At 57.7% G+C, this 22,966-nt stretch carries 17 protein-coding genes; 5 read left to right on the top strand and 12 right to left on the bottom strand.

Going from position 1 to position 22,966, the window contains the following annotated elements:
- Positions 1 to 179: 179 nt before the first annotated feature.
- From BMZ35_RS14880 to BMZ35_RS14850, 7 genes are read right to left on the bottom strand one after another with little or no spacing between them, the layout of a single operon-like run.
- The gene (locus BMZ35_RS14880) at positions 180 to 1,532 is read right to left on the bottom strand and encodes an aminotransferase (RefSeq protein WP_093094651.1); all 1,353 of its coding nucleotides are present in this window, start codon (positions 1,530 to 1,532) and stop codon (positions 180 to 182) included.
- Positions 1,525 to 3,096 (bottom strand): trimethylamine methyltransferase family protein, encoded by a 1,572-nt coding sequence (locus tag BMZ35_RS14875; RefSeq protein ID WP_093094650.1) that lies wholly within the window; start codon positions 3,094 to 3,096, stop codon positions 1,525 to 1,527. The genes BMZ35_RS14880 and BMZ35_RS14875 overlap by 8 nt, the downstream gene beginning before the upstream one ends.
- Positions 3,093 to 5,159 (bottom strand): oxidoreductase, encoded by a 2,067-nt coding sequence (locus BMZ35_RS14870; RefSeq protein ID WP_093094649.1) that lies wholly within the window; start codon positions 5,157 to 5,159, stop codon positions 3,093 to 3,095. Before BMZ35_RS14870 ends, BMZ35_RS14875 begins: the two co-directional genes overlap by 4 nt.
- 60 nt (positions 5,160 to 5,219) lie before the next feature.
- Entirely contained in the window at positions 5,220 to 6,281 is a 1,062-nt protein-coding gene (locus BMZ35_RS14865) for an ABC transporter substrate-binding protein (RefSeq protein ID WP_093094648.1), read from the bottom strand.
- A 22-nt stretch (positions 6,282 to 6,303) separates the two neighbouring features.
- Positions 6,304 to 7,398 (bottom strand): ABC transporter ATP-binding protein, encoded by a 1,095-nt coding sequence (locus tag BMZ35_RS14860; protein WP_207502989.1) that lies wholly within the window; start codon positions 7,396 to 7,398, stop codon positions 6,304 to 6,306.
- Entirely contained in the window at positions 7,395 to 8,183 is a 789-nt protein-coding gene (locus tag BMZ35_RS14855; protein WP_093094647.1) for an ABC transporter permease, read from the bottom strand. Before BMZ35_RS14855 ends, BMZ35_RS14860 begins: the two co-directional genes overlap by 4 nt.
- Positions 8,180 to 9,091 (bottom strand): ABC transporter permease, encoded by a 912-nt coding sequence (locus BMZ35_RS14850; protein ID WP_093094646.1) that lies wholly within the window; start codon positions 9,089 to 9,091, stop codon positions 8,180 to 8,182. Before BMZ35_RS14850 ends, BMZ35_RS14855 begins: the two co-directional genes overlap by 4 nt.
- 151 nt (positions 9,092 to 9,242) lie before the next feature.
- On the opposite strand from BMZ35_RS14850, the gene BMZ35_RS14845 reads away from it, so the two are divergent.
- Positions 9,243 to 9,851 (top strand): TetR/AcrR family transcriptional regulator, encoded by a 609-nt coding sequence (locus tag BMZ35_RS14845; RefSeq protein WP_242654816.1) that lies wholly within the window; start codon positions 9,243 to 9,245, stop codon positions 9,849 to 9,851.
- 161 nt (positions 9,852 to 10,012) lie between these two features.
- Here the strand turns inward: BMZ35_RS14845 and BMZ35_RS14840 are convergent, their stop codons facing one another.
- Genes BMZ35_RS14840 through BMZ35_RS14820 form a run of 5 tightly spaced genes read right to left on the bottom strand, consistent with a single transcriptional unit; the run spans position 10,013 to position 16,992 of the window.
- The gene (locus BMZ35_RS14840; RefSeq protein WP_093094644.1) at positions 10,013 to 11,899 is read right to left on the bottom strand and encodes an alkyl/aryl-sulfatase; all 1,887 of its coding nucleotides are present in this window, start codon (positions 11,897 to 11,899) and stop codon (positions 10,013 to 10,015) included.
- A gap of 53 nt (positions 11,900 to 11,952) precedes the next feature.
- Entirely contained in the window at positions 11,953 to 14,208 is a 2,256-nt protein-coding gene (locus BMZ35_RS14835) for an arylsulfatase (RefSeq protein WP_093094643.1), read from the bottom strand.
- Positions 14,209 to 14,216: 8 nt separating this feature from the next.
- A complete protein-coding gene (locus tag BMZ35_RS14830; protein WP_093094642.1) occupies positions 14,217 to 15,479 on the bottom strand; it encodes a TRAP transporter large permease in 1,263 nt (420 codons plus the stop codon).
- Between the two features lie 3 nt (positions 15,480 to 15,482).
- Positions 15,483 to 15,962, bottom strand: a complete 480-nt coding sequence (locus tag BMZ35_RS14825; protein ID WP_165610099.1) for a TRAP transporter small permease — start codon at positions 15,960 to 15,962, stop codon at positions 15,483 to 15,485.
- Between the two features lie 28 nt (positions 15,963 to 15,990).
- Positions 15,991 to 16,992: a TRAP transporter substrate-binding protein gene (locus BMZ35_RS14820; protein WP_093094640.1), complete on the bottom strand. Its 1,002-nt coding sequence runs from the start codon at positions 16,990 to 16,992 to the stop codon at positions 15,991 to 15,993.
- A 219-nt stretch (positions 16,993 to 17,211) separates the two neighbouring features.
- On the opposite strand from BMZ35_RS14820, the gene BMZ35_RS14815 reads away from it, so the two are divergent.
- The 4 genes from BMZ35_RS14815 (at position 17,212) to BMZ35_RS14800 (ending at position 22,956) form a co-directional block, all read left to right on the top strand.
- Complete coding sequence (locus tag BMZ35_RS14815) at positions 17,212 to 18,849, top strand: GMC family oxidoreductase (protein ID WP_093094639.1); 1,638 nt, start codon at positions 17,212 to 17,214, stop codon at positions 18,847 to 18,849.
- Positions 18,850 to 18,913: 64 nt separating this feature from the next.
- On the top strand, positions 18,914 to 20,542 hold the full coding sequence (locus BMZ35_RS14810) for a long-chain-fatty-acid--CoA ligase (protein WP_093094716.1): 1,629 nt from the start codon (positions 18,914 to 18,916) through the stop codon (positions 20,540 to 20,542).
- Between the two features lies 1 nt (position 20,543).
- Positions 20,544 to 22,286, top strand: coding sequence for an aldehyde dehydrogenase family protein (locus BMZ35_RS14805; RefSeq protein ID WP_093094638.1), 1,743 nt, complete (start codon positions 20,544 to 20,546; stop codon positions 22,284 to 22,286).
- Positions 22,287 to 22,344: 58 nt separating this feature from the next.
- Positions 22,345 to 22,956, top strand: a complete 612-nt coding sequence (locus BMZ35_RS14800; protein ID WP_093094637.1) for a TetR/AcrR family transcriptional regulator — start codon at positions 22,345 to 22,347, stop codon at positions 22,954 to 22,956.
- Positions 22,957 to 22,966: the final 10 nt, after the last annotated feature.

Here is a 22,966-nt window from a genome sequence, read left to right as displayed (position 1 = left end):
AAAGCGCGCTTCCGTTCCAAGGAAGCGTGGCGACGCCATCGCCTAAAGCATGTGCGCATAATGCCAGCCACCAGGCGCGTTTTCCAGACCGTTTGCGCCCTGGCGATGTCGTTTTCGAGGGTTAGACCTGAAACACTTCGCACATGGGCCTAAACCTACCCGGCAAGCACTTTCCCCACTTACTCTCCGTCACACTGTTCCGCGGCACGAATCCCTTCCTCAAGAATATCAAACATCTGGTGTACCTGATCTTCGGTGATAATCAGTGGCGGCGACATCACACACATGTTGACGATAGGACGCACCAAAAGCCCGCGTTTCTGGCATTCGGCATCGATACGCGCGCCAATATCATAATCGGCCTTAAGAGCGCTGTGCTTGTCGCCGTCGAGGGAACATTGGACGCATCCCATCAACCCCATGCCGCGCGTGTCAGTGACAATGCCGATCCGAGACAAGTCGTGAAGCCGCTCTTGGAACACCGGCGCGACGGTGCGGACGTGTTCAAGAATACCCTCGCGCTCGATGATCTCCATGCTGGTCAGCCCTGCAGCAGCGCAAACCGGGTGTCCCGAATAGGTATAGCCATTTGAAAAGGTCGCATCGCGCCCTGCAACATCCGCGATCAACCGGTCGGAAATCAGCGTCGCCCCCATCGGTGCATAGCCCGAGGTCAAGCCTTTGGCGCAGGTGATAATATCCGGCCGAATACCAAACACGTCCTCGGACGCGAACCAATGCCCCAATCGACCAAATGCGGTTACAACCTCATCAGAGATATAAAGCACATCATGACGACGGCAAACTTCGAGGCAGCGCCGGTGGTACCCTTTTGGCGGCACGATCACGCCTCCGGAGGCGAGGATCGGCTCGGCAATGAACGCCGCGACCCGGTCCGCCCCAAGTGTCAGGATCGCGTTTTCAAGATCCACGATCTTTTCTTCAAGAAACTCCTCGATGCTCTGTCCCTCGCCGCGATAGAGCGGGTTCACATCCGGCAGGAAATGGGCAAATTGGTCGGCCTTGTCCAACCACAGGCGATCACGCTCCTTTCCGCTGACACCGGCTGCAAGATAAGTGCTTCCGTGATACGCTTTCTGCCGCGTGATCACGATTTTTTTTTCGGGCCGCCCCAACAGGTTGTTGCGGAACTGGACAAAACGCAGAGCGCTGTCCACGGCCGTCGATCCACCGGTGGTAAAAAACACATGATTGAGATCACCCGGTGATCTGCGGGCGAGTTCGCGGGCAAACCGGGCGGCAATCGAGTTGGTATTGCTGAAAGGCGAAAAATACGCCAACTGGCGCGCCTGTTCCGCCATTGCCTCGGCCATTTCCTCACGTCCATAGCCAATCTGGGTACACCACATGCCCCCCGGACCATCGATCAATCGATCTCCGTTGCCATTGAAGATGTGAATTCCCCTGGCCGTCTCCACAAACGTTCGCTCGTTCTGCCCCAGAGCGGACATGCCTTCCCATGGATGTACGAAATGTGTGTTGTCCCAGCTTCTGACGTCGGTGTTATCCACGGCGTGCCATCTCCTCGGTGCTCAAGATTATCGGAAATTCGGCACGCACCTGGGCGTCGGCTGCACCAAAATAGTTGGGGAAATGAGACCCCAGGATCGTGTTCGCCTTGTTCCGCGCCCGCTCCAGAAGATCAGTTTTACCCTCGTTCTCCCAAGTATCGGTGCGTTCCCGGTCCATGAGTCGCGGATAGACAAACTCTGAATTCATGTAGGTGAGCGTATGTGGATTGCCCAGAAAGTGGCCGGGATCTATGGCACATTGGTGGATCACATCCACCGCCATGGTTTCGTCCGAAACCTCGATCCCGCGCAAAGTGCGCAGGATCATGCCACCGGCTTCGTCGTCAATGACCATGCTTTCGAAGCTGCATCCCATGAGGCTGCCAATCATCCCCCCGAACTCGCACAAGCGGTTGGCCCCCGCATGTGCGGCAAGCGAAAACGTAAGCGCCTTCTCCAGCCCGTATTGCGCGTCTGGCACCTTGGCATCGGTCATACCGGCGCCCACAGAGGTTGGAAGGCCGTAGAAGTTACCCATCTGGATCGCCGCGGCGCCGATCAGAGCCTGTTCACCACTACCTCCTGTGAAGGACCCGCTGCGCAGGTCGGTGATAAAGGGCCAAGCGGCAAAACAGACCGGGCACCCCGGCATGATTAAATTGACGATCGCCACGCAGGCCAATGTCTCGGCCACGGTCTGGACAAGCGTCCCGGCCAACGTGGCCGGCGCAGTGGCCCCTGCCTGCGGCGGCACCGCCAGATCGACGGTCAGGCCCAGCTTGGCCGTGTCAATCAGGATCTCCATGTTTTCACGCCCGATCCGCAGTGGTGACACCATGGGGCAGCCACCAAAGATCACGCTCGGTTTCTTCATGAAACTGCCCTCGCCCGCGGAGGCCAGATCGAACATGCGGATTGCATGTGGAATGTGGCTGCGATCCCGAAAGGTCAAACAGGCCGGTTTCTGACTCCCCGCCAGCATCGCGTAGATCGTGTTCATGTCATGGGCGAAGTCGTCGGTCACGTCAGTGGCCAGCACCGTGTCGCCCAGCATGTGTATGTTTTCCAGCTGATCCACCAACCGGGTGAAATCATAGACATCCCGCAGAACCGACGGGCGATAGGTGCTAGTCTCGGCGTCAAAGGTCGTGACCGCTGTCCCCGAGTTGGCGAAATAGACGCTCTCGCCGGTGCAATGCATGTCGTCCTTGCCTTCGCGCTCTCCGCGGGCAAAAACGTAGAACTCTTTTGCCGCGACCGACAAAAGGTCTTCCATCAGGGCGCGGGGAAAGCAGAGGCGATCATGCGCGTTGAGCACCGCCCCCTTGTGAAGCACCAAGTCAAGCAACTCGGGAAAATGATCTGAAACACCCGTTTTTTCCAATACCGTCAAGGCGGCGTTGTGGATGTTTTCCATGTCGCGCTGGCTTAGCGGTTTGTACCGCCCGCCCGCCAAACCACCCTGAACCGCTTCATTGCCAGTCGTAGCTTTCTGCACAGCGATGCGGGCGGCCCGCCCGCCGCCACGGCGGCGTGAACGGGGCGATGGAGTTTTGGTGCTCATGATGTTTCCTCGCGAAGATCGATAATTTCCCGGCGAAACCAATCCTTGTCGGTATCCTGCCTTGGGCGTTCAAACTCTCGGGCGGCGCGGTGCCCGGAAAATACCGCATCCACGATCAGGCCCGGTTGTGCTGCGTCGCCGATCAATTTGAGTGTGGTCAGTCCAAGCGGCTTTAGGGCCGCGTGCAGAGCGATATCGCGCACACGTTCGGTGACAAGCACCGCAGATTCACAACTCACCTGCATCGGTTTGCCGGTGAAGACACAACTCAGCGTGGCGCCATTGCTATCAAGTGAGGCCAGTGTCTTGTTGCAATGGATATCCACACCCAACTCGATCAACCGCGCCTGAATGCGATGCTGTTCCAGCGTGTTCACAGTGAAGCTCGAAACGAGACTTTCTGGTGTGACAAGGATCACTTGCATGCCGGACACGGCCAGCTGCTCGGCAATCACACCGGCCAAATAAATATGATCGTCATCATAAACCAGAACCGGCCCTGCGGCTGGCGTTTGCCCTGACAAAATATCGTCAGGCGTCAGGATGCGTGCATCTGGCTCGATCAATGGCACGTTGCGCTGGGTATTTCGGCCAACGCCATCACGCCGCCAATGCGCGCCGGTCGCAACGAAGACATTGACCACCCCCAGTTCCGCCACTTGTGCGGCATCCAGCGGGCTGTCGGTGAACATGCGCACGTTCCCCCGCTGAGACAGGTCGTTCAGTCGGTAATCCTTAACCCGGTTCCAGGCTGATAGTCCCGGCAGGCGGCTTTCGCGGGCCACGCGCCCCCCGAATTCGCTGGATGCTTCGGCCAGCGTGACCTCGTACCCACGTCGCGCCATCTGCATCGCGCACTCCAGACCGGCAGGACCGCTGCCAATTACCAGCACCTCGTTCTCCTCGCCCTTGGCCGAGATGATTTCCGGGTGCCAACCGCGTCGCCATTCCTCGCCCATAGTAGGGTTCTGGGTGCACCGGATCGGGATGCCGAGATTGTCCGAGGCCACGCAGATGTTGCAGCCGATACATTCGCGGATTTCGTCGATGCGACCCTCTTTTATCTTGGTTGGTAAGAACGGGTCGGCAATCGAAGGACGTGCCGCCCCGATTAGGTCAACAATACCCTTTTTCACCATCGAAACCATCAGGTCGGGAGACGTCAATCGGCCCACGCCTACCACGGGTTTCCCCGTCATCTGCTTAACGAAAGCCAGAGCCTCGTTTTGATAGCCGTCCTCCAATTGAAACCGGGTGGTCATGCTGTCATTGTCCCATCCCGACACGTTTACGTCCCACAAATCAGGAAGATCGGAAAGAAGTTCGACCACCGCACGCCCCTCTTCGGCGGCCTGCATGCCGTCTGCACCTTGCATCTCGTCAATGGCAAAGCGGAAGGCCACGGCGCAGGTGTCGCCGACGGCCTCACGCGTATCCTCAAGCAATTCGCGCGCCAACCGCACACGATTCTCAAGCGAACCGCCATATTCATCGCTGCGGGTATTCATGTGGGGAAGCATGAAATGCTGTGCGATGGACATCGAATGGCCCGCATAAACATAGATGATGTCGGCTCCTGCCTCCTTTGCGCGCAACGCAGCGTCGCGATGCCACCGACGAAACTCCCGGATATCCGCCTTGTCCATGGCGCGCGCATGTTTAGGCATGGTCGAGTCCACGCTCATCTCGGACGGCGCCAACAAAGGAGCCCGGCTCAGGTGGTTGTTCGCATGATTACCGTTATGTGCCAGCTGGATTGCGGCCAATGCTCCTTGTTCATGCACGGCATCCGTCATCAAACGTAACGCTGGAATGTCGCGTGCATCCCAAAGCCGCCCCTCGGGAAAAGGCGTTAGGTCGGAACTGGGGTGAATCTCGGTTTCCTGGTTCGACACCACCGCCCAGCCCCCTGCGGCTTTCATGCCGCGTACACCAGCATCGGCACGGGGGCGCAAATGGCCAAGCCCCGTGCAGTGAGGCACCTGAAAAAAGCGGTTGCGGGCCGTGACTGGGCCAATCCTGACCGGTTCGAAAAGCAAAGCGTATGGGTTCGCGTCGGGCATGGCGCGTGCAATCCTGTGTTCTGCAGCCGGGGAGTTTCTATCCCCGGCAGTCTGGTTGGTTTAGAAGCCGGCTTTGATCCGCTCGAACTCAGCCAGCATCTTGGCCTCAAGCGCGGGCGTCACTGCGTCAAAGAAAAGGCTGCCTTCAAAAAAGGCCTTGGGGTCGGAGAAACCGTAGGCCTCGATACTGGCCTGGTCAGCGATCTCGAACGCCTTGGCGTTGGAGTGCGGGTACCCCCAATTGTCGATAATGTATTGACCACTTGCAGGATCGGTCAGCGCGTTCAGCAGGTCATAAACCTGCTCATCCGGCGTGGTAGCCGACTTCAGGTGCACGTAACCGCAAACCCACGTTGCGATCCCCTTGTCCACGTCCCGCATCATTGCGGCGGGGACCTCGTTCCAGATCAGATTCAGCTCCGATTGGTTCCAGGCCCATCCCATTTCGATTTCGCCGCTGGTCATGGCCTGATCCAGTTGCCCAGCATCCGACCAGTAGAACCGCACATTCTGATGAATCGAGCGCAGGAAATCCGAGGCTTCTTTGAACTGCGCGTCGCTCAGGTTGGTGTAGTCCGCGCCGTTCCCGGTCGCCAAGGACGCCAGAGCATAAGCCGACGAGGCCGCGTCTGGAATGGCGATCTTGCCTGCATAGGCCGGGTCCGCCAGAAGCTGAAGCGAAATGTCGTCCCCCGAAATCTTGTCGGTTCGGTAGATAAGACCGGTATTCCCCCATTCGAACGGAAGCATGTAAAGTTTGCCATCCAGCACGATGCCGTCGACTTCCTTGATTTCCGGAAGAACGTCCGTCCAGTTAGTCAACTTTCCCTCGTCCAGCGGCTGGATCAGATCCGCCGCCACCCATTTGCGCACCGCATCCGAACAGGGATGCGCAAGATCGGCAGTAAAGCCGGACATCAGCTTGGTAAACGCCTCTTCCTGACTTCCAAAATAGGAATAGCTGGGCGCCTCGTCGCCGTATTTTGCCATGTAGCTGGCAAAAAAGCCGGGGTCCTCGTAGCCGGACCAGTCAAAGACGCTGAGATCCGCACCTCCAGCGGTCACACCGCCTGAGCTGATCGCAGTCGCCAGAGCAAATGCTGCAACACCCTTTAGTTTCATGTCTTCCTCCCGTTGGTTGTTTTCATTTGTCTTTTCCCAGATCGATGACGCTGGCCTCTTGAAGGCCTAGCCAAACCGCGTCCCCGCGATTGAAATCAACCGTGTGAAAATAGTTCGGCACCGAAACTGCCATCAGTGTGTCGATGCCATCGACTGCCACGTGGTAGTGGATATTCTCACCATAAAAAGCGACGTTACTGACCGTGCCCTGGACCGTCGCCGGATAATCGGCCGGTTTCTCGGCCTTGATTTCCAACTGCTCAGGGCGAATGCCAACAAGGATGTCGCGTGCATGTCCGCTTGCATTGGGGTTGCGCTCGATCTGCATTCGCCCAAAACCCGCTGCGTCGATCAAAAGCAGGCTGTTTCCCTCTTCCATTAACAAGGCGGGCAGGATGTTCATTTCACCGATGAAACTCGCAACCGCGCGGTTGCAAGGGCGAGCATAGAGAGTGGCGGGCGTGTCGATCTGCATCAGGCGACCATCGAACATCACGCCAATCCTGTCGGACATGGTCATGGCCTCGTACTGGTCATGCGTGACCATGACAAAGGTGATACCCAGAGATTGCTGCAAGTTGCGCATTTCGAACTGCATTTGTTCACGCAACTTCTTGTCCAACGCAGACAGCGGTTCATCCAGCAGCAGCACCTTGGGACGCATGATCAAGGCCCGCGCCAGCGCGACCCGTTGGCGCTGACCTCCCGACAACTCGTTTGCACCGCGCCGGTGCAATCCACCCAGCTCCACCATTTCCAGAACTTCGGTCACTCGCGCATCAATTTCGGCCTTTGGCACCTTTCCGCGAAGGCCGTAGGCCACGTTATTGGCCACGTTTAGATGTGGGAAAATAGCGTAGCTTTGAAAAACCATGTTCGTGGGGCGGTTGTTGGCCGGAACCCCTGCCATGTCTTGCCCATCGATCAGGATGCTGCCACGGCTCGGCTCTTGAAACCCGGCGATCATTCTCAAGACCGTGGTCTTGCCGCAACCCGATGGACCCAACAGAGAAAAGAACTCACCTTCTTTAAGTTCGAGATCGATGTCGGAAGCTGCACGGAAGCTACCATAGCGTTTTTCCACGGCTTTCATTTCTATGATGTTTTTTTCGGTCATCGGACATCTCTGGTTGAAGAGCGGCGGCGGAAGTACTCGGCCAACACCAAAAGCATGACCGAAACGAATAGCAGGATAGACCCAAGCGCCAGTACGTTGGGAAGCTTGGCGGGGAACCGGATCTGGCTCCAAATATAGACCGGTAAGGTCGGCTGATTGCCCGACAGGAAAAATGCCAGCACAAACTCATCAAAGCTGACGGTAAACGTGACAAGGATCGAGGCCACGATCCCTGGCGCAACCACAGGAAGGGTCACTCGGCGAAAGGTTTCGCCGACACCGCATCCCAGGTCATAAGAGGCTTCCTCAAGCGATATGTCGAAATCGTCAAACGCGGATTTCAGGATAGAAACAGCGAAGGGCAATGCCAGAAAGGTGTGGCCCAGCGTTACCGTGATTAGCGAAGGCTTCAACCCGAGGAACAGGAACAAGACCAGCATCGAAGATGCGACTATAATGCCGGGAATGACCAGCGGCAGCATTACCAATCCTTCGGCAGCTGCCTGCCCCCGAAACCGGTAACGCACAAAGGCGCGCGCTGCAAAAAGCCCCAATGCCGTGGCCATCAACGCCGCGACCGCGCCGACCCCCAGCGAATTCCACAGCGCCTGGATCAACGTATCTTGTTCGCCCAGCTTGCGGTACCAGTCCAGCGTCCATCCCTTGATCGGAAAGGCAACAATCGTGCCACTGTTGAAAGAAAACAGAGGAAGAAACAGGACCGGCAGGTACAGAAACACCAGATAGGCGAACGCGTAAACAACGAGCAGCGAAGGGCGTTTCATCGGATGCGCCTCCCCACCCCACGCCCTGCAATGACAAAAACTATTGCGACAAAGCCGACTGACATCATCGCCAAGAGCGACAGCGTGGCCCCCAGCGGCCAATTGTTGGCCGCACCGAACTGAACTTGAATCAGGTTCGCAATCATCTTTCCGTCAGATCCGCCCACCAGTGCCGGGGTGACGTAATCCCCCACGGTCGGAATGAAGATGATCAGGCAAGCCGCAATGATGCCTTGCACGGTCAGCGGCAACGTTACCCGCAGGAACCGCTGTACTGGCGTATTGCCCAAATCAGTTGCCGCTTCCAGAAGGCTCGGGTCGATCTTCTGCAGACTGACATATATTGGCAGGATCGCAAACGGGGCCCAAGCGTGGGCCAGCGTCAGCACCACGGCAAATTCGTTATAAAGAAGAAAACTCAGAGGCTCGTCGATCAAACCCATACCAAGCAAGGCCGAGTTCATCACGCCATTGAACCCCAGAATCAACTTCCAGGCAAAAACTCGCAACAGGTAACTTGACCAGAACGGAATGGTGATCAACAGAAGCCAGATCGTTTTCTTCCGGGCCTTCATCGCGATGAAATACGCAATGGGATAAGCCAACGCTACCGTCGTCAGCGTCACGGCCCCCGCGATCCAGATCGACCGCAGCATCAAGTGATGCACCAAAGGATCCGCCAACGCTTCACGGTAGTTCTTGAGCGTCAGCGACTTATCCAACGTGACATAAGTCTGGGACCAGAAGGAATAGGCGATCAGGATAATCAACGGTGCCGCCACCAGAAAGCCGACGTAGGCTGTGGCGGGCGCGCTGAGGGTATACCCCTTGGCGGCTTCACTTCTCAACTTGAACACCGGACCTCCCAGCTCTCGATCACTCTCGCCCACTAATGGACGATTGTCCATTAAGTATTGTGCGAGAGCCGTGCCTGTGTCAATCTGATCTTTGATCCTTGGCTAGAAACCTCTTATTGGCTTGAAAATGAGTGATTTTTCTTTGACTGACACAACCCAACGAAGGACTGCGAGGCGCGACCCGGAAGCCAGTCGGCAAGCCTTGATCGACGCGACTCTCGACACGATTGCGGAAAGCGGGCTGGCCGAAGCCTCCGTCACCAACATCATCCGACGCGCCGAATTGTCGCGCGGGATGGTGCATTTGCACTTTGGCGGCAAAGACAATCTCGTGACGGCCGCGGCCCAACAATTCAGCAATCACTACTATTCCGAAATGGACCGGATGATCGACATTGGAAACGCGCCCCCAGCGGTACGTGTAATGGCCGTGGTTGTCGCCGATCTGTCGGAGACATTGCTCAACCCCCGCAGCACCAAGATATGGCACGCCTTTCGCGGCGCGGCCAACGCGCATCCCGGCATCGCTAAATACTCCAGCACTCAGGACGAACGCCTGGTTCAAAACGTGCGCTTTGCCTTCGAGGAGATTGCCCGGGAACAAGGGGGCTCGGATACCCTCGCAGAAGATGCCACCTATGGTACGCTGGCGCTTCTCGAAGGCATGTGGGTGCATTACCTGACCGACATGGAGAATTTTTCACGCCCCTGGGCCATAGAACTGGTACGCCGCTTCCTAGCGGGTCTTTTTCCCAACCATTTCTCAGACCCCGCAACCAGCGCCGAGAGCATGCATCGCCTCATTCTGTGAAAGAGCCCAACAGGTGCCGACCGAGGTCACAGTACGTCCACAGAGTAATCGATTGGCGGTTTGAACGCGTAAATAGCGTTGTTTTCAGGTTTGGCCGCTCCGCCTTCCACATGTAATCTGCTCCCGCCATCGGCGGGAGGCAAGACGCTCCTTTTCTTGGATCAGGGGGTTACAATGGCGAAAAACGGGTCAAAATCGTCCATGGCGCCAAAAAGCGCGGCAAGTTTTGACGCGTCCCCTTCCAGTTGCAATTCCCCCTCCGCGATCAGGCTTTCAACGGGGGCGATTTGACCAAGCAGCGTGAAAAAGGCGGCTTCGCTCAAACGAAGGGTCAGATCGGCGGCCTCTGGCCGGTTCCTGGTATTGGACAAGACACCATTCTGCGCGGCCAGAATATAGTTATCCCCGGTATCGCGGAATTCGAGCAGAACCGAAAAATCTCCGGCGGCCTTTGCGGGATTGAATTTCACTCCCAGGAAATCAAGCGCCATGCCGACCCCCATGTTGAACAGCACGTCCGGGTTGGAAGTGTTGACCGCGTTCGACCGATCAATACCTTTGCGCAGTTCCTGCGCCCCTAGCAAAAAGATGTTACGCCATGTCCCTGCTTCGGCTTGGTATCCCATCTGCTCCAAAATATCCGCCTGCAACTCCTTTGCCGCATTGTTGTCAGGCTCGGCAAATACGAGCTTATCCACGATCTCGGCGGCCCAACGATAGTCGCCTTCTTCCGCCGCTCGCCGACCTTCCGTCAACACAGCATCGGCCCCACCGATCACTCGCACAAAGCGCCGGGCACTTTCCTGCGGCGGCAGAGCATCAAAAGTCGTCGGTTTGCCATCCCACCAGCCCAGATAAAATTGGTAGACAGCCTTGATGTTGTGTTTGAGCGTTCCATAATACCCACGACAGGCAAAATCGTGGCGCAACCCTTCAGGCAACTCCACCATGTCCGGGATCTCGTGCAACGTGTGCCCGTGATTAGCCAGCCGCAACGTTTCGTCATGGATGAATCGATATAGATCGCGTTGGCGGATCAGGAACCGGGTGATCCGTTCGCTTCCCCACTGCGGCCAGTGATGCGAGGCAAAGATCAATTCTGTCCGGTCGGCAAATATCGAAATCGTCTCGTCGATATACTTGGCCCAACCAAGCGTATTGCGGATCTCTGCACCGCGTGGAGTCAGGATATTGTGCATGTTATGCGTTGTGACTTCCGACGCGCAAAGCGCCTTCAGTTGCGGGAAATAGAACATGAACTCGGACGGGGCCTCAGATCCGTTGGCCAACTGAAATTCGATCTCGACGCCATCCACAATCCGGGTTTCGCCGGTCTCGCGAACGATGTCGGTGGGGGGGATCAGGCTGATCGCCCCTTGCGAAATTCGCGGCCCCAGACCACAACTCGCATGCCCCTGTGGCCCCGCCTCAAGGCCGATCCCGAATTGGTATTGTGCGCGCCGGTTCATTGCATTTCCAGCCAGAACGTTTTCAGAGATCGCGTAGTCCATGAACCCGTCCGGCGCGAGAATCGGTACCTTTCCTGCGGCTACATCGGCTCCATTCACAACGCCGCGTACACCACCGAAATGGTCGGCGTGGCTGTGGGTATAAATCACCGCGCGCACCTCGCGGTGGCCAAGGTGTTCGTTGGCCAGTGCCAGCGAAGCACGGGCGGTTTCGACCGACAAAAGCGGATCGATGATGATCCAACCGGTATCGCCCTCTATCAGCGTCATGTTGGAGATATCGGCGTTGCGTACTTGATGGATGCGCGGGTGAATGGTGAAGAGACCGTGGATCCGGTTGAGCTGTCCCTGGCGCCACAGACTTGGATTGACTGTTTCCGGAGCGTCGCCATCCATGAACGCATATTGCGAAAGGTCAAAGGCCATGCCGCCGCTGTCATTGGGAATGGACTCGGCGTCGAACGTGGCAACAAAGCCCCGCGTCGCATCCTCGAAATCCTGCCGGTCGCCAAAATTGAGCAGGTCAAGAAGCGCTTGATTGGCCTGGGCTGTATGGCTGCTTGCCGGTTTGTTGCACATTGACTTCTCCTGGATTGAAACGGATCACCTCAGGGCAACCCGAATATTGTCATTCACTGCCGCGCGATTTCCACCTTGCTCATCGCGGCGCTGTCCATCTTGTCCTGCTTTTCGAGGCGAACCGTGACCTTGCGCAGGAACCCCGTGAACTCGAACGGGCCGGGGTAGTCGACAACCGTCGTGCCTCTGTCGCGCCCGATGTCTAGCCCGGACCAGGAAATCAGGATCGCAAATCCCCGGGGAGAGCGGCCTGCGCCCGCAGGTTCACCGTTGATCAGCAATTCAAAGTCACGATGCGGCAGACCCGGCTCGACCGTCGCGCGCAGGCCCAAAGAGACATCGCCGGTGGGAACAGGCCGGTCCGAGTTGATCGTCGTCACCGAGCCGCCAATGTTGATCGAATAGCAAAGATGACTATCACGGAGATAAAGGCTATAGCCCGACGTTGCATCACCGTGTGCAATTAGAACGCCCTCAGCGCCGCCCTCGGGGATACTTGCGTCTGCTTCAATAGCGTAGTTGCGGGCACGTACATCGGGAGCCACATCGGTCGGCACGTGCCCCACTCCGCGATGAAAGACAAATTCCGTTCGGTGACCTTGGAACCGCACCGAGTTCTCGGCAAAGCGTTCGGCAAAGCGATCATCCAGCGGCAGCACCTTGCAAGCCTCGGCTTCCTTCCACCACAGGTCGATCATGGCCTTCAGCCGTTCTGGCTCTTGATCAGCGAGATCGTGAACTTCCGAAAAGTCCTGATCAAGGTTGTAAAGCTCCCATTCGTCTTCTTCGAAGGGTGTGCCGGGCGCATGATAGGATACCGCCTTCCATCCGTCTGCCCACAGCCCGCGATGGCCAAACATCTCAAAATACTGCGGGCGAGACCGTGCCGGGGTCTTCGCATTGTGAAAGCTGGCCGCGAATGACTCGCCCTCGAACGGCATCTGAGGCACGTCGCCGATCTGGTTGGGGCCTTCGATGCCCAGCACATCCAGCAAGGTTGGCACCAGATCGCTGACATGTGCGAATTGGTGGCGCAACTCGCCCCGCGCTTTCAGCCCCGCAGGCCAGTGGACCACCAACGGATCACGCACGCCGCCGCCATGGGTGTTCTGCTTGTAGCGGCGCAGGGGAGTGTTCGAGGTCATGGCCCACCCCCAGGGAAAGTTCGAATGGGTGTCGGGACCGCCGATAGCGTCAATGCGGGCAAGTTTTTTTGCGACGTCCTCTTCCAACCCGTTATAGGGGCCCATGGCGTTTACAAAGCCCAACGGCCCGCCTTCCTGGCTGGCGCCATTGTCGGACAGGACAATGGTGATGGTGTTGTCAAGCTGGCCAGCGGCCTCGAGAAAATCGATTAATCGCCCAAGGTTCTGATCAGTATGTTCCAGCATCGCAGCATAGGCGGCGTTCAGCCGAGAAAAGACGGCCTGTTCGTCGGGGCTATGCGCGCGCCACGCCTGAACGCCGGGATTCCGGTCTGGCAAATCGGTGGCCTTGGGCACGATCCCCATCTGTTTTTGCCGCGCCAGACGCCGATCGCGCTCCACATCCCAACCATGAATGAAATCGTCGTGATAACTCTTGATCAAATCGAACGGCGCTTGATGCGGCGCGTGACACGCCCCCGGCGCGATGAAGGTCATCCAGGGCGTGTCTGGCAATTCGGCGATATGATTGGCGATGAAACCGATGGCATTGTCGAACAGGTCTTCCGTGAGATGGTAGCCGGTCTCGAAGGTGCCCGGTGGGTCAATATGGCCGTTGTCGCGCACCAACTCAGGTGAATACTGATCGGTTTCGGCGTCGAGAAAGCCATAAAATCGGTCAAAGCCGCGCCCAAGCGGCCAGCCGTCGAAAGGCCCGGTTGCTCCACTTTCGGTCAGCGGCGTGACATGCCACTTTCCCACCATATAGTTGCGATAGCCCGAGGGGCGCAAGATTTCCGCAATGGTGCCCGCCTCACGGCTGATTTTGCCGCGATACCCGGGATAGCCACTGTCGAAATTTGCCAGACACCCCATCCCCACCGAATGGTGATTGCGCCCCGTCAACATGGCGGCGCGGGTGGTTGAACACATGGCGGTCGTGTGAAATCCTGTATAGCGCAGACCATTGCTGGCCAACCGGTCGATCACCGGTGTGCGGATGGATGAGCCGTAGCATCCGAAATCGGAAAACCCGACATCGTCGAACAACACCACGAGTATGTTGGGGGAACCCGCGCGCGGGCGTTTGCGCTCCGGCCACCAAGGCTGTGAATCGGCCGCATAACGTGTGATTGAACCCTCGAAGTCTGATGCGTTGGTCATGGACGTTCCTATGGGTTGAGCAGGACAAGGGACAGGGCAGGCCAGAAAGTGACAAGCAAAAGCACCGCAATCATGATCCCGATGAAAGGAAGCACGGAAACGCAGATATCGCGGAATTTTTCGCGAAAAGCCGTCATGGCCACTAGCAGGTTCAGCCCTACGGGCGGCGTCAGGAGACCAATCTCCAGATTGATCACCATGATGATCCCGAAATGCACCGGATGAATTCCAAAACTCTGAGCGGCGACGAACAGGATCGGCCCCAAGAGCAGAATGGCTGACACCACGTCGATCAGGCAGCCGATGATCAACAACGCGGCATTGACCACCAGCAGGAAGGCAATTTTCGAGCTGACGGCACCCTGAAGCCAGCTTGCAAAGTCCTGCGGGATGCCTTCGATTGCAAGGACCGTTTTGATCGACAGGGCTACAGCCACGATGGGGAACAAGGTGCCTAGCATTTGCGCGGTTTGCAGACCGACGGCAAAAAAGTCCTTTGCGCCCAATTCCCTGTGAATAAAAAGCTCTACCAACATGGCATATCCGACGGATACTGCCGCAGCCTCGGTGGGCGAGAAAAAGCCGGAATAGATGCCCCCCAATAGGATCACCGGCAGCATCAAGGACCAGACCCCAGCCCGCAGGGCCTTGATCAGCCGTACCAGTGAAAAAGGTGTGCGCCTCACCTGTCGATTTATGATCACGCTGTAGGCGCCAAGCACCAGTGTCAAAAGAACGCCCGGAATGACTCCGGCCAGGAAAAGATCGACAATAGAGGTTTCCGTAACAATTCCGTAGACGATCAACGGAATCGACGGCGGAATGATGATGCCAAGCGTCCCCGCCGATGTGACCGAGCCAAGCGCGAAACTCCGCGAATACCCTGCCTCCTTGAGAGCGGGGTACATAATTGCGCCAACGGCCAGTAGGGTTGCCGGGGACGAGCCCGAGATTGCCGAGAACAGCGCGCAGCTGAGGATCGTGGCAAAGCCAAGCCCGCCCGGCATCCATTCCGTCGCGGCCCGCACGATCTCGATCAGCCGGGCGGCAATCGACCCGCGCGACATCAGCGCCCCGGCGATGATGAACATTGGAATCGCCAACAGAACTGGGTTGTCCATCGCCGTCCAAATATCCTCGACCAGGTAGACGATCAGACCGTCGCCCCAGACAAGATGCACATAGGCAGTCGCCGCCAGAAGGATCAGAATGACACTCTGACGCAGAACAAGAAGTCCGGCAAAAACCGTGATCAGGCCAAGTACGTCCATGGCTCAGCCCTCCCCAGCAGGAACTGGTTTCACGTCCGGCATCAGGAAGAACACGAAATGCCGGAGCGCCGCAGTTCCAAATGCGTATGGGAATACCAGTTGAATGGGCCAGAGCGGGATATTGATGACCTCGGCCCGATCCCGGAAGGTCAGGCTCTCACTGACAAAGACGATGGCGTACCAACAGAGACCCGCAAAAAGCAGCGCCGACACCAGGTCACCAACCCTGTCCACCCAGTGCCACGGCAGGATGCGATCCGCGAAACTGGCACGCAGGTGGGCATTGTTGCCAACCGCGATGCTCAATCCCAGGATGCCCGCGATAATTGCTCCGAACACAGCCAGTTTTTGTGCCCCCCAAATCGATTGGGAGGCAAGTTCGCGAGCCGCGACATCCGCAAGCAAGAGGCCGCAGGTCACCGCGTACGCGGCAACCGCAATGGCTCCCTCGACCTTCAATAGGCTACTAAAGAGGCGTCGCATCGGCATTTTCCCGGACGTGCACTAGGGATCAGGAACCGCAGGCCGCTTTGGCCGCAACCAGAGCATCAGCCACGTCCTGAGCCTTGCCCCCGGCTTCGGCAACCACGGCATCCATCACGCCGCTGGCCGCTGCTTTCCAGGCAGCATTTTCCGCCTCGTTCAGCCGTTTAACGGGAACTCCCGCACCTTCAAGCTTGCTCAAAAGCGCGACCTCCGCACCGAGGATGCCTTCGGTAAGCTTCGGGGCCGCTGAGGTGAAGATGCCAAGCCATTGCTTTTCCTGTTCGCTCAGCCGCGCCCAAGTTCTGCCCGACACAGCAACGCTCCCAATCAGCCGCGCATGGTTCGTGACTGTCACATGAGGAGCGACTTTATGCGTTCCGATGCCGATCCCGAAAACGGTTGGAAATGTGGCCGCATCAACGGTCCCGGTTTGAAGTGCTGGGATCGTGTCCGAGGTCCCCATCGGCACCCCCTGCACCTCCCAGGCCGAGGCAAGCGCCGCATCGGCAATCGTCGGGGCGATCCGCAACTTCAAGCCCTTGAGATCGGCGGGCGTTGCCAGCGGCTCCTTCGAAAAGAGTACGTAATGGCCCACCTCCATCCACGTCAGAGGAACAACCCCGGCGCCTTCCATGATCTCGCCGAGGGTGTCGGAAAGATGTTCATACGTCACGCATGTCCCCTGCTCAGCGCTGTCAAACAGATAGGCCGAGGACGGAATCGCCAGTTCCTGACTAAGCAGCGTCATCGGCACATTCGAAACAAACGCGATATCCAGCCGCCCTTTGGCGGTCTGGCGCAGGATCGTCTGCTCATCACCCGCCTGTGCATCAAGCAACAGGTCGACCTCCATTTCACCCCCGGAAACTTCCTCGATCTTGGCGGCAACCCCGGCCGCCCACTTGCCCCAAGGGGAGCCAGAAGGCGCCACAGAACCGAGCTTCAGAACCGTTTCGGCCGAGGCGGGAATCGCCCCACCAAACAAACCGACTATCGCCGCAGCTTTCGCCAAGACTTTGAATTTCATACTATATCCTCCCGTTTTTTGAGCGCACACTTGGTTCCCCCCCAACCGAGAATCCGCACGCAATTCTTTTCGAAAATTTTATCTAAACTAAAAATCTGGACACATGTCTATATTTTTTGCTTAATCCTCAAAGTTAAGATGAAAGGGTGGAGATTCGCCAAGTATTGGCGCCACTATGCCTCGCAGACGAGCGCGAGTGCGATATCAGGGAGGGGAAAAATGAGTTTTGATTTCGTGATCGTGGGAGGAGGATCGGCCGGGGCGACCATTGCATCGCGGCTAAGCGAGGATCGCAAGGTGCGAGTCTGCCTGCTCGAAGCGGGAGGCAGTGGTGACGGGATTCTCGTGCGCGCGCCGATTGGGGTTGTCGCAATGCTGCCCGGCTATGGAAAGATAAATAACTGGGCATTCAAGACCGTGCCTCAACCAGGGTTAAGGGGCCGGCAGGGTTACCAGCCGCGAGGTCGCGCTCTAGGAGGCTCTTCTGCAATCAATGCCATGCTCTATATCCGCGGTCAAAAAGAGGACTATGACAGCTGGGCCGGCCTAGGCTGTGACGGCTGGAGCTGGGACGAGGTTCTGCCCTATTTCAAGAAAGCCGAGAACAACATAAATGGGGCGGACGACCATCACGGCGATAGTGGCCCACTTCAGGTCTCCGACCAGAAGGCGCCCCGTCCGATCTCGCGCGCTTTCATCGAGGCAAACACCCAGGTCCAGATTCGCGAGATTGCCGACTTCAACACTGGCGACAACGAAGGCGCCGCGCTCTATCAGTGCAGTCAGTTTCATAGCAAGGAAAAGAATGGCGAACGCTGTTCAGCTGCCGCCGCCTATCTGCACCCGGTGATGAAAAGCCGCCCCAACCTGACGGTGATCACAAAGGCGCGCGCGACCCGCATCATCTTTGAGGGAAAGCGCGCAGTGGGCGTGGCGTATCGGCAGGGCAAGAAGGATCTCGAAGCGCGCGCCGGCAAAGAGGTCATCCTTTGCGGTGGCGCTTTCCAATCGCCCCAGCTTCTACAGCTCTCGGGGGTTGGTCGACCGCAGGATATCACGAGCCATGGGATCGACATGGTGCACGAACTTTCCGGCGTCGGACAGAACCTGCAGGACCATCTTGACTTCATCCTCGCCTACAAGACCCGTGACACCGACAACATCGGCGTCGGGGTTCGCGCCACGATGAAACTCACCTCCGAGATTTTCAAATGGCGCAAGCACGGAAATTCGATGGTTGCATCCACTATCGCGGAAGCCGGGTCGTTCTTCAAAACCGACCCCAATCTCGACCGACCAGATGTGCAAACCCATTTCGTGATATCAATCGTCGACGATCACGCGCGCAAGCTGCACCTCGGTCACGGGTACTCCTGCCATGTCTGCGTATTGCGCCCGCATTCACGCGGCGAAGTATTCCTGAAATCGGCTGACCCGATGGACGCACCGGGCATCGACCCCAAGTTCCTGAGCGACGAACGCGATCTCCAGACGCTGATCAAAGGTGCACGAAAAACTCGCGAAATCCTCATGGCCCCTGCGATGAAAAAATATGCCCACAAGGAACTGTTTGGCACTCATGACAACATGACTGATGCCGAATGGGAGGACCACATTCGCGCCCGGGCCGACACGGTCTATCACCCTGTCGGCACCTGCAAGATGGGCGTGGATGACATGGCGGTGGTCGACCCACAATTGAAGGTGCGCGGTCTGGAAGGACTGCGCGTGGCCGACGCTTCGGTGATGCCGCTGCTTGTATCCGGCAATACTAACGCTCCGACGATCATGATTGGCGAGAAATGCGCCGACATGATCAAGGCCGAGCATGCTACCGCTGCCGTCGCCGCCGAGTGAACGCGATTTCCGGGGCCGCGCCAATGCGGGCCGGACAAGAAACTTCTCGAAAGGAAAGAACCTGATGCTTGGTTCCATGATGCGCAACGCGCTTTTGGTCAGTGACCTTGTCGTACACGCGGGCAAATATCACACCGACACCGAAATCGTCAGCCGAGAGACGAGTGGCGAACTGAACGTCACCAACTGGGGCGAAGTGGCGGAAGCTTCGCGCAAACTGGCTTCGGCACTCGACACGTTGGGTCTGCAGGAAGGCGACCGGATTGCTACGCTGGCCTGGAACAACCACCGCCACCTCAAGATCTGGTTCGCGGTGTCAGGATCGGGCAAGGTCTGCCACACGTTGAACCCGCGCCTCGCACCGCAGCAGTTCATCTTCATCTGCAACGATGCTGCCGACAAGGCTATCTTCTTTGACAAAACCTTCATGCCGCTGATCACCGGCACGCGCGACCACCTCAAGACGATCAAGCACTTTGTCTTCATGGGACCGCGCGATGAAGAAGTCGTAGCGGCGATCCCGGATGTAATTTTTTTCGACGAGCTGATCGAAAAAGGTGATGTCGACTATACGTGGCCGCAGTTCAACGAAGAGAGCCCCTGCTCGCTCTGCTATACGTCGGGCACCACCGGCAACCCAAAAGGTGTGCTTTATTCCAACCGTTCGACCATGATCCACACCTTCGCGATCTCGCTGCCCGACGCCCTCAGTCTGTCGAGCGCAGAAGTCATACTCCCCGTGGTGCCAATGTTCCATGCAAATGCTTGGGGCATCCCATATGCAGCAGCTATGACCGGGGCCAAGCTGGTGATGCCGGGGTCGATGCTTGACGGGGACAGCCTGTTGGGGTTGATCGACGACCAGAAGGTGACTCTGGCGCTGGGAGTTCCAACAATCTGGATGATGCTCCTGGCAGCGGCAGAAAAGTGCGGCTCGAAGATGCAGACTCTGCGCCGCAACGTGATTGGCGGGTCGGCGGCGGCACCGTCGATGATCGCGACCTTCCGTGACAAGTACGACTGCGACACGATCCATGCCTGGGGCATGACCGAGACCTCGCCGCTTGGCACCGCCAATCGGCCCAAGGGAAAACATGCGGATCTAGACGCCGATGCGATGGGGCTTCTGCGCTTGGGCCAAGGGCGTCCACCCTTTGGCATCGATTTGCGAATCGTGGATGACGCGGGCAGCCCGCTGCCCCATGACGGCAAGGCCGAAGGCGCTTTGCAATGTCGTGGTCATTGGGTGGTCGACACCTATTTCGGTCAGGAGACAAGCACAATGACCGAAGACGGCTGGTTCGACACGGGCGACGTGTCGACCATCGACGCAGACGGGTTCATGGTGATCCGCGACCGCACGAAGGACATTATCAAGTCGGGCGGCGAATGGATTTCCTCGGTTGATCTCGAAGGCATCGCCGTGGCCCATCCGGGCATCGCCATGGCCGCTGCCATCGGCGCCGCGCATCCCAAGTGGGACGAACGCCCGATCATAATCGCAGTCCCAGCCGAAGGCGCCGCCCCATCCGAGGCGGACATCATCGCGCTTTATGACGGCAAGGTCGCCTCTTGGCAGGTTCCCGACGCCGTCGTCTTTACTGACGAAATCCCCCTCAATGCCACAGGCAAGATGCTGAAGAACAAACTTCGCGACAAATTCGCGAATATCCTGATCGAGAGAGGTATCTGACATGCTTGATGCTGCCCAACTAACACTTGAGGGACAGGACGCTCTCTACGACGAATACGAAGACGCACTGGCGATTCTCGATACGAACAAGGACAAATGGGCACGGCTCCCAATCCCCGAACGCATCCGGCTTCTATCAGCAATGAAGGATGGAGTCATGTCCGTGTCCCAGGGTTGGGCCGAGGAATCCGCCCGCAAGAAGGGTTTGAAACCGGGCACCCCCGTCGCCGGTGAAGAATGGATTGCCGGCCCTTATGCCTGCATGGCCGGATGCAATGGATTGATCAGCACCCTGTCGCAAATGCAGGGCAAATCCTTCGTCGACCACTTGCACACGCGGCAGCTTGCCACCGGCCAATTGGCGGTACGGGTCCTGCCCCATTCGCTGTGGGATCGACTGCTTCTATCAGGTGTTTCCGCGGAAGTCTGGATGCAGGACGGCGTGACCGCCTCCAATCTTAAACAACACGTAGCCACTGCTTATGACACTCCGGAAAAGGATCGTTTCGGCAAGGTCGCACTGGTGCTTGGTGCCGGCAATGTCGCGGCGATCACGCCTCTGGACGTGCTACAAAAGCTGATCCTCGAAAATCAGGTCGTGATCCTCAAGATGAACCCGGTCAATGACTACCTGACCGATTACTATCGCATCGCCATGAAACCCTTCATCGACGAAGGTTATTTACGCATCGTCAAGGGCGATGCCAAGGGCGGCGCTTACCTGTGCGAACACCCGGTTATCGAGGAACTGCACATTACCGGCGCGGGATCCACCCATGACGCCATTGTCTGGGGCGTTGGTGAAGAGGCCGAGGCCAACCGCAAAGCGGGAACACCAAAAAACACCAAGCGCTTCACGTCCGAGTTGGGCTCGGTCAGCCCCACCATAGTGGTGCCCGGCCCGTGGTCGGCGGCCGATATCCGGTTTCAGGCGGAAAACATCGCCACGATGAAACTGCATAACTCGGGCCACAATTGCGTCGCCTGCCAAGCGCTCGTGATGCCCAAGGGCTGGAACAAGGGCGCGCGCCTGATGGAGGTCGTCAAATCCGTCGCCGCAAAGTCGACCCGCCCGACATGGTATCCCGGTGCCGAGCAACGCCTTGAGACTCACAAGGGCAGTGGCCGCAATATCCAAACGGTAGACCGTGGCAAGGCTGCACCGCCTCTCGTGATCTCTGACCTTGAAGAACAGCCCGCCAATTGCTCCGTCGAAGTGTTCGGGCCCGCGATGGGCATGATCGAATTGGAGGCGCCCGATCCGGCAACTTACCTGGAAAACGCGATTGCCTATGCCAACGACGAACTCTCGGGCACCTTGGGGTGTCAGATCCTCATTCACCCCCGCACCATCCGCAAAATCGGCAAGAAACGGTTCGAAGAGATCGTATCTAAGCTGCGTTATGGCACAATCGGAATCAACGGCTGGTGCGGGCTCGGCTTTCTGATCACCGCCTGTCCGTGGGGGGGCTTCCCGGGTCATACCCTTGAAGATGTCGGCTCGGGAATCGGCACTGTGCACAACAGCTTCATGCTCGAGGATACCGAACGCACCGTGGTCAGGGCCCCTTGGCGCCCCTTTCCGCGCGGCCTTTTGTCGTTGCAGTTCACCCTTCTGCCCCGGCCTCCTTTCTTCATCACGAACAAACAACAGCACAAAATCGGCGAGGCCTTGACGCGATTCCAGCACAAACCCGTCTGGCGCAAACTCCCAAAGATTTTCTACCACGCTCTGCTGGGATAAGCGTGGTTGCCGGGCAGAATAGCTTGCATTCTGCCCGGCTCCGTACCAAGTAGGCACCATGAATGAAATGCCCGCCAAACTAAAGGCCCGCGCGGCACGCAAGAACGCGAAACGCGACCTGAAAAAGCGCCAGATCGCCGAAAGCGCGATCCTTGCCCTGAAGGAGCTGGGCTATGCCAACACGAGCCTTCGCGACATCGCTGAAAAAAGCGAAATGTCCCTAGGCATGTTGCACTACTACTTCGAAGATCGCACAGACCTGATCATCTATTGCGTGTCGATCTACAAGGAAGAGTTCGTTCGTAACATTACCGAGGCGCTGGAAAAGGCGAATGGACGCGCGGAAGTCATTGACGCCTTCTCCAATGCGCTGGTTGCCTCGATCATCGACGACGAAATGACCCACCGCCTCTGGTACGACATCCGTACGCAGGCGATGTTCGACGCAACCTTCCAACCTGTCGTCGCGGAGATCGAGCAAAAATTGATGGACATCGTCGGCACCGCCTTTGAAAAGGCAGGACACGAGACTGTTGAGAATGTCGAACTATCCTACGCCCTTCTGGATGGTGTTTTCCGGTACCTCATGCAGGGTCAGATCGGAGAGTCCCCAAGAACAAGGGACGAACTGCTTCGCACCTTCCGCGCCCTGTTAGAACAATCTCTTTGACTGGTAATAG

Origin of the sequence: Shimia aestuarii (assembly GCF_900114635.1) — a bacterium.
Lineage (GTDB): Bacteria > Pseudomonadota > Alphaproteobacteria > Rhodobacterales > Rhodobacteraceae > Shimia > Shimia aestuarii.
The sequence above is the reverse complement of the archived record's forward strand: the minus strand, read 5'-3'. Positions and strand labels throughout refer to the sequence as shown.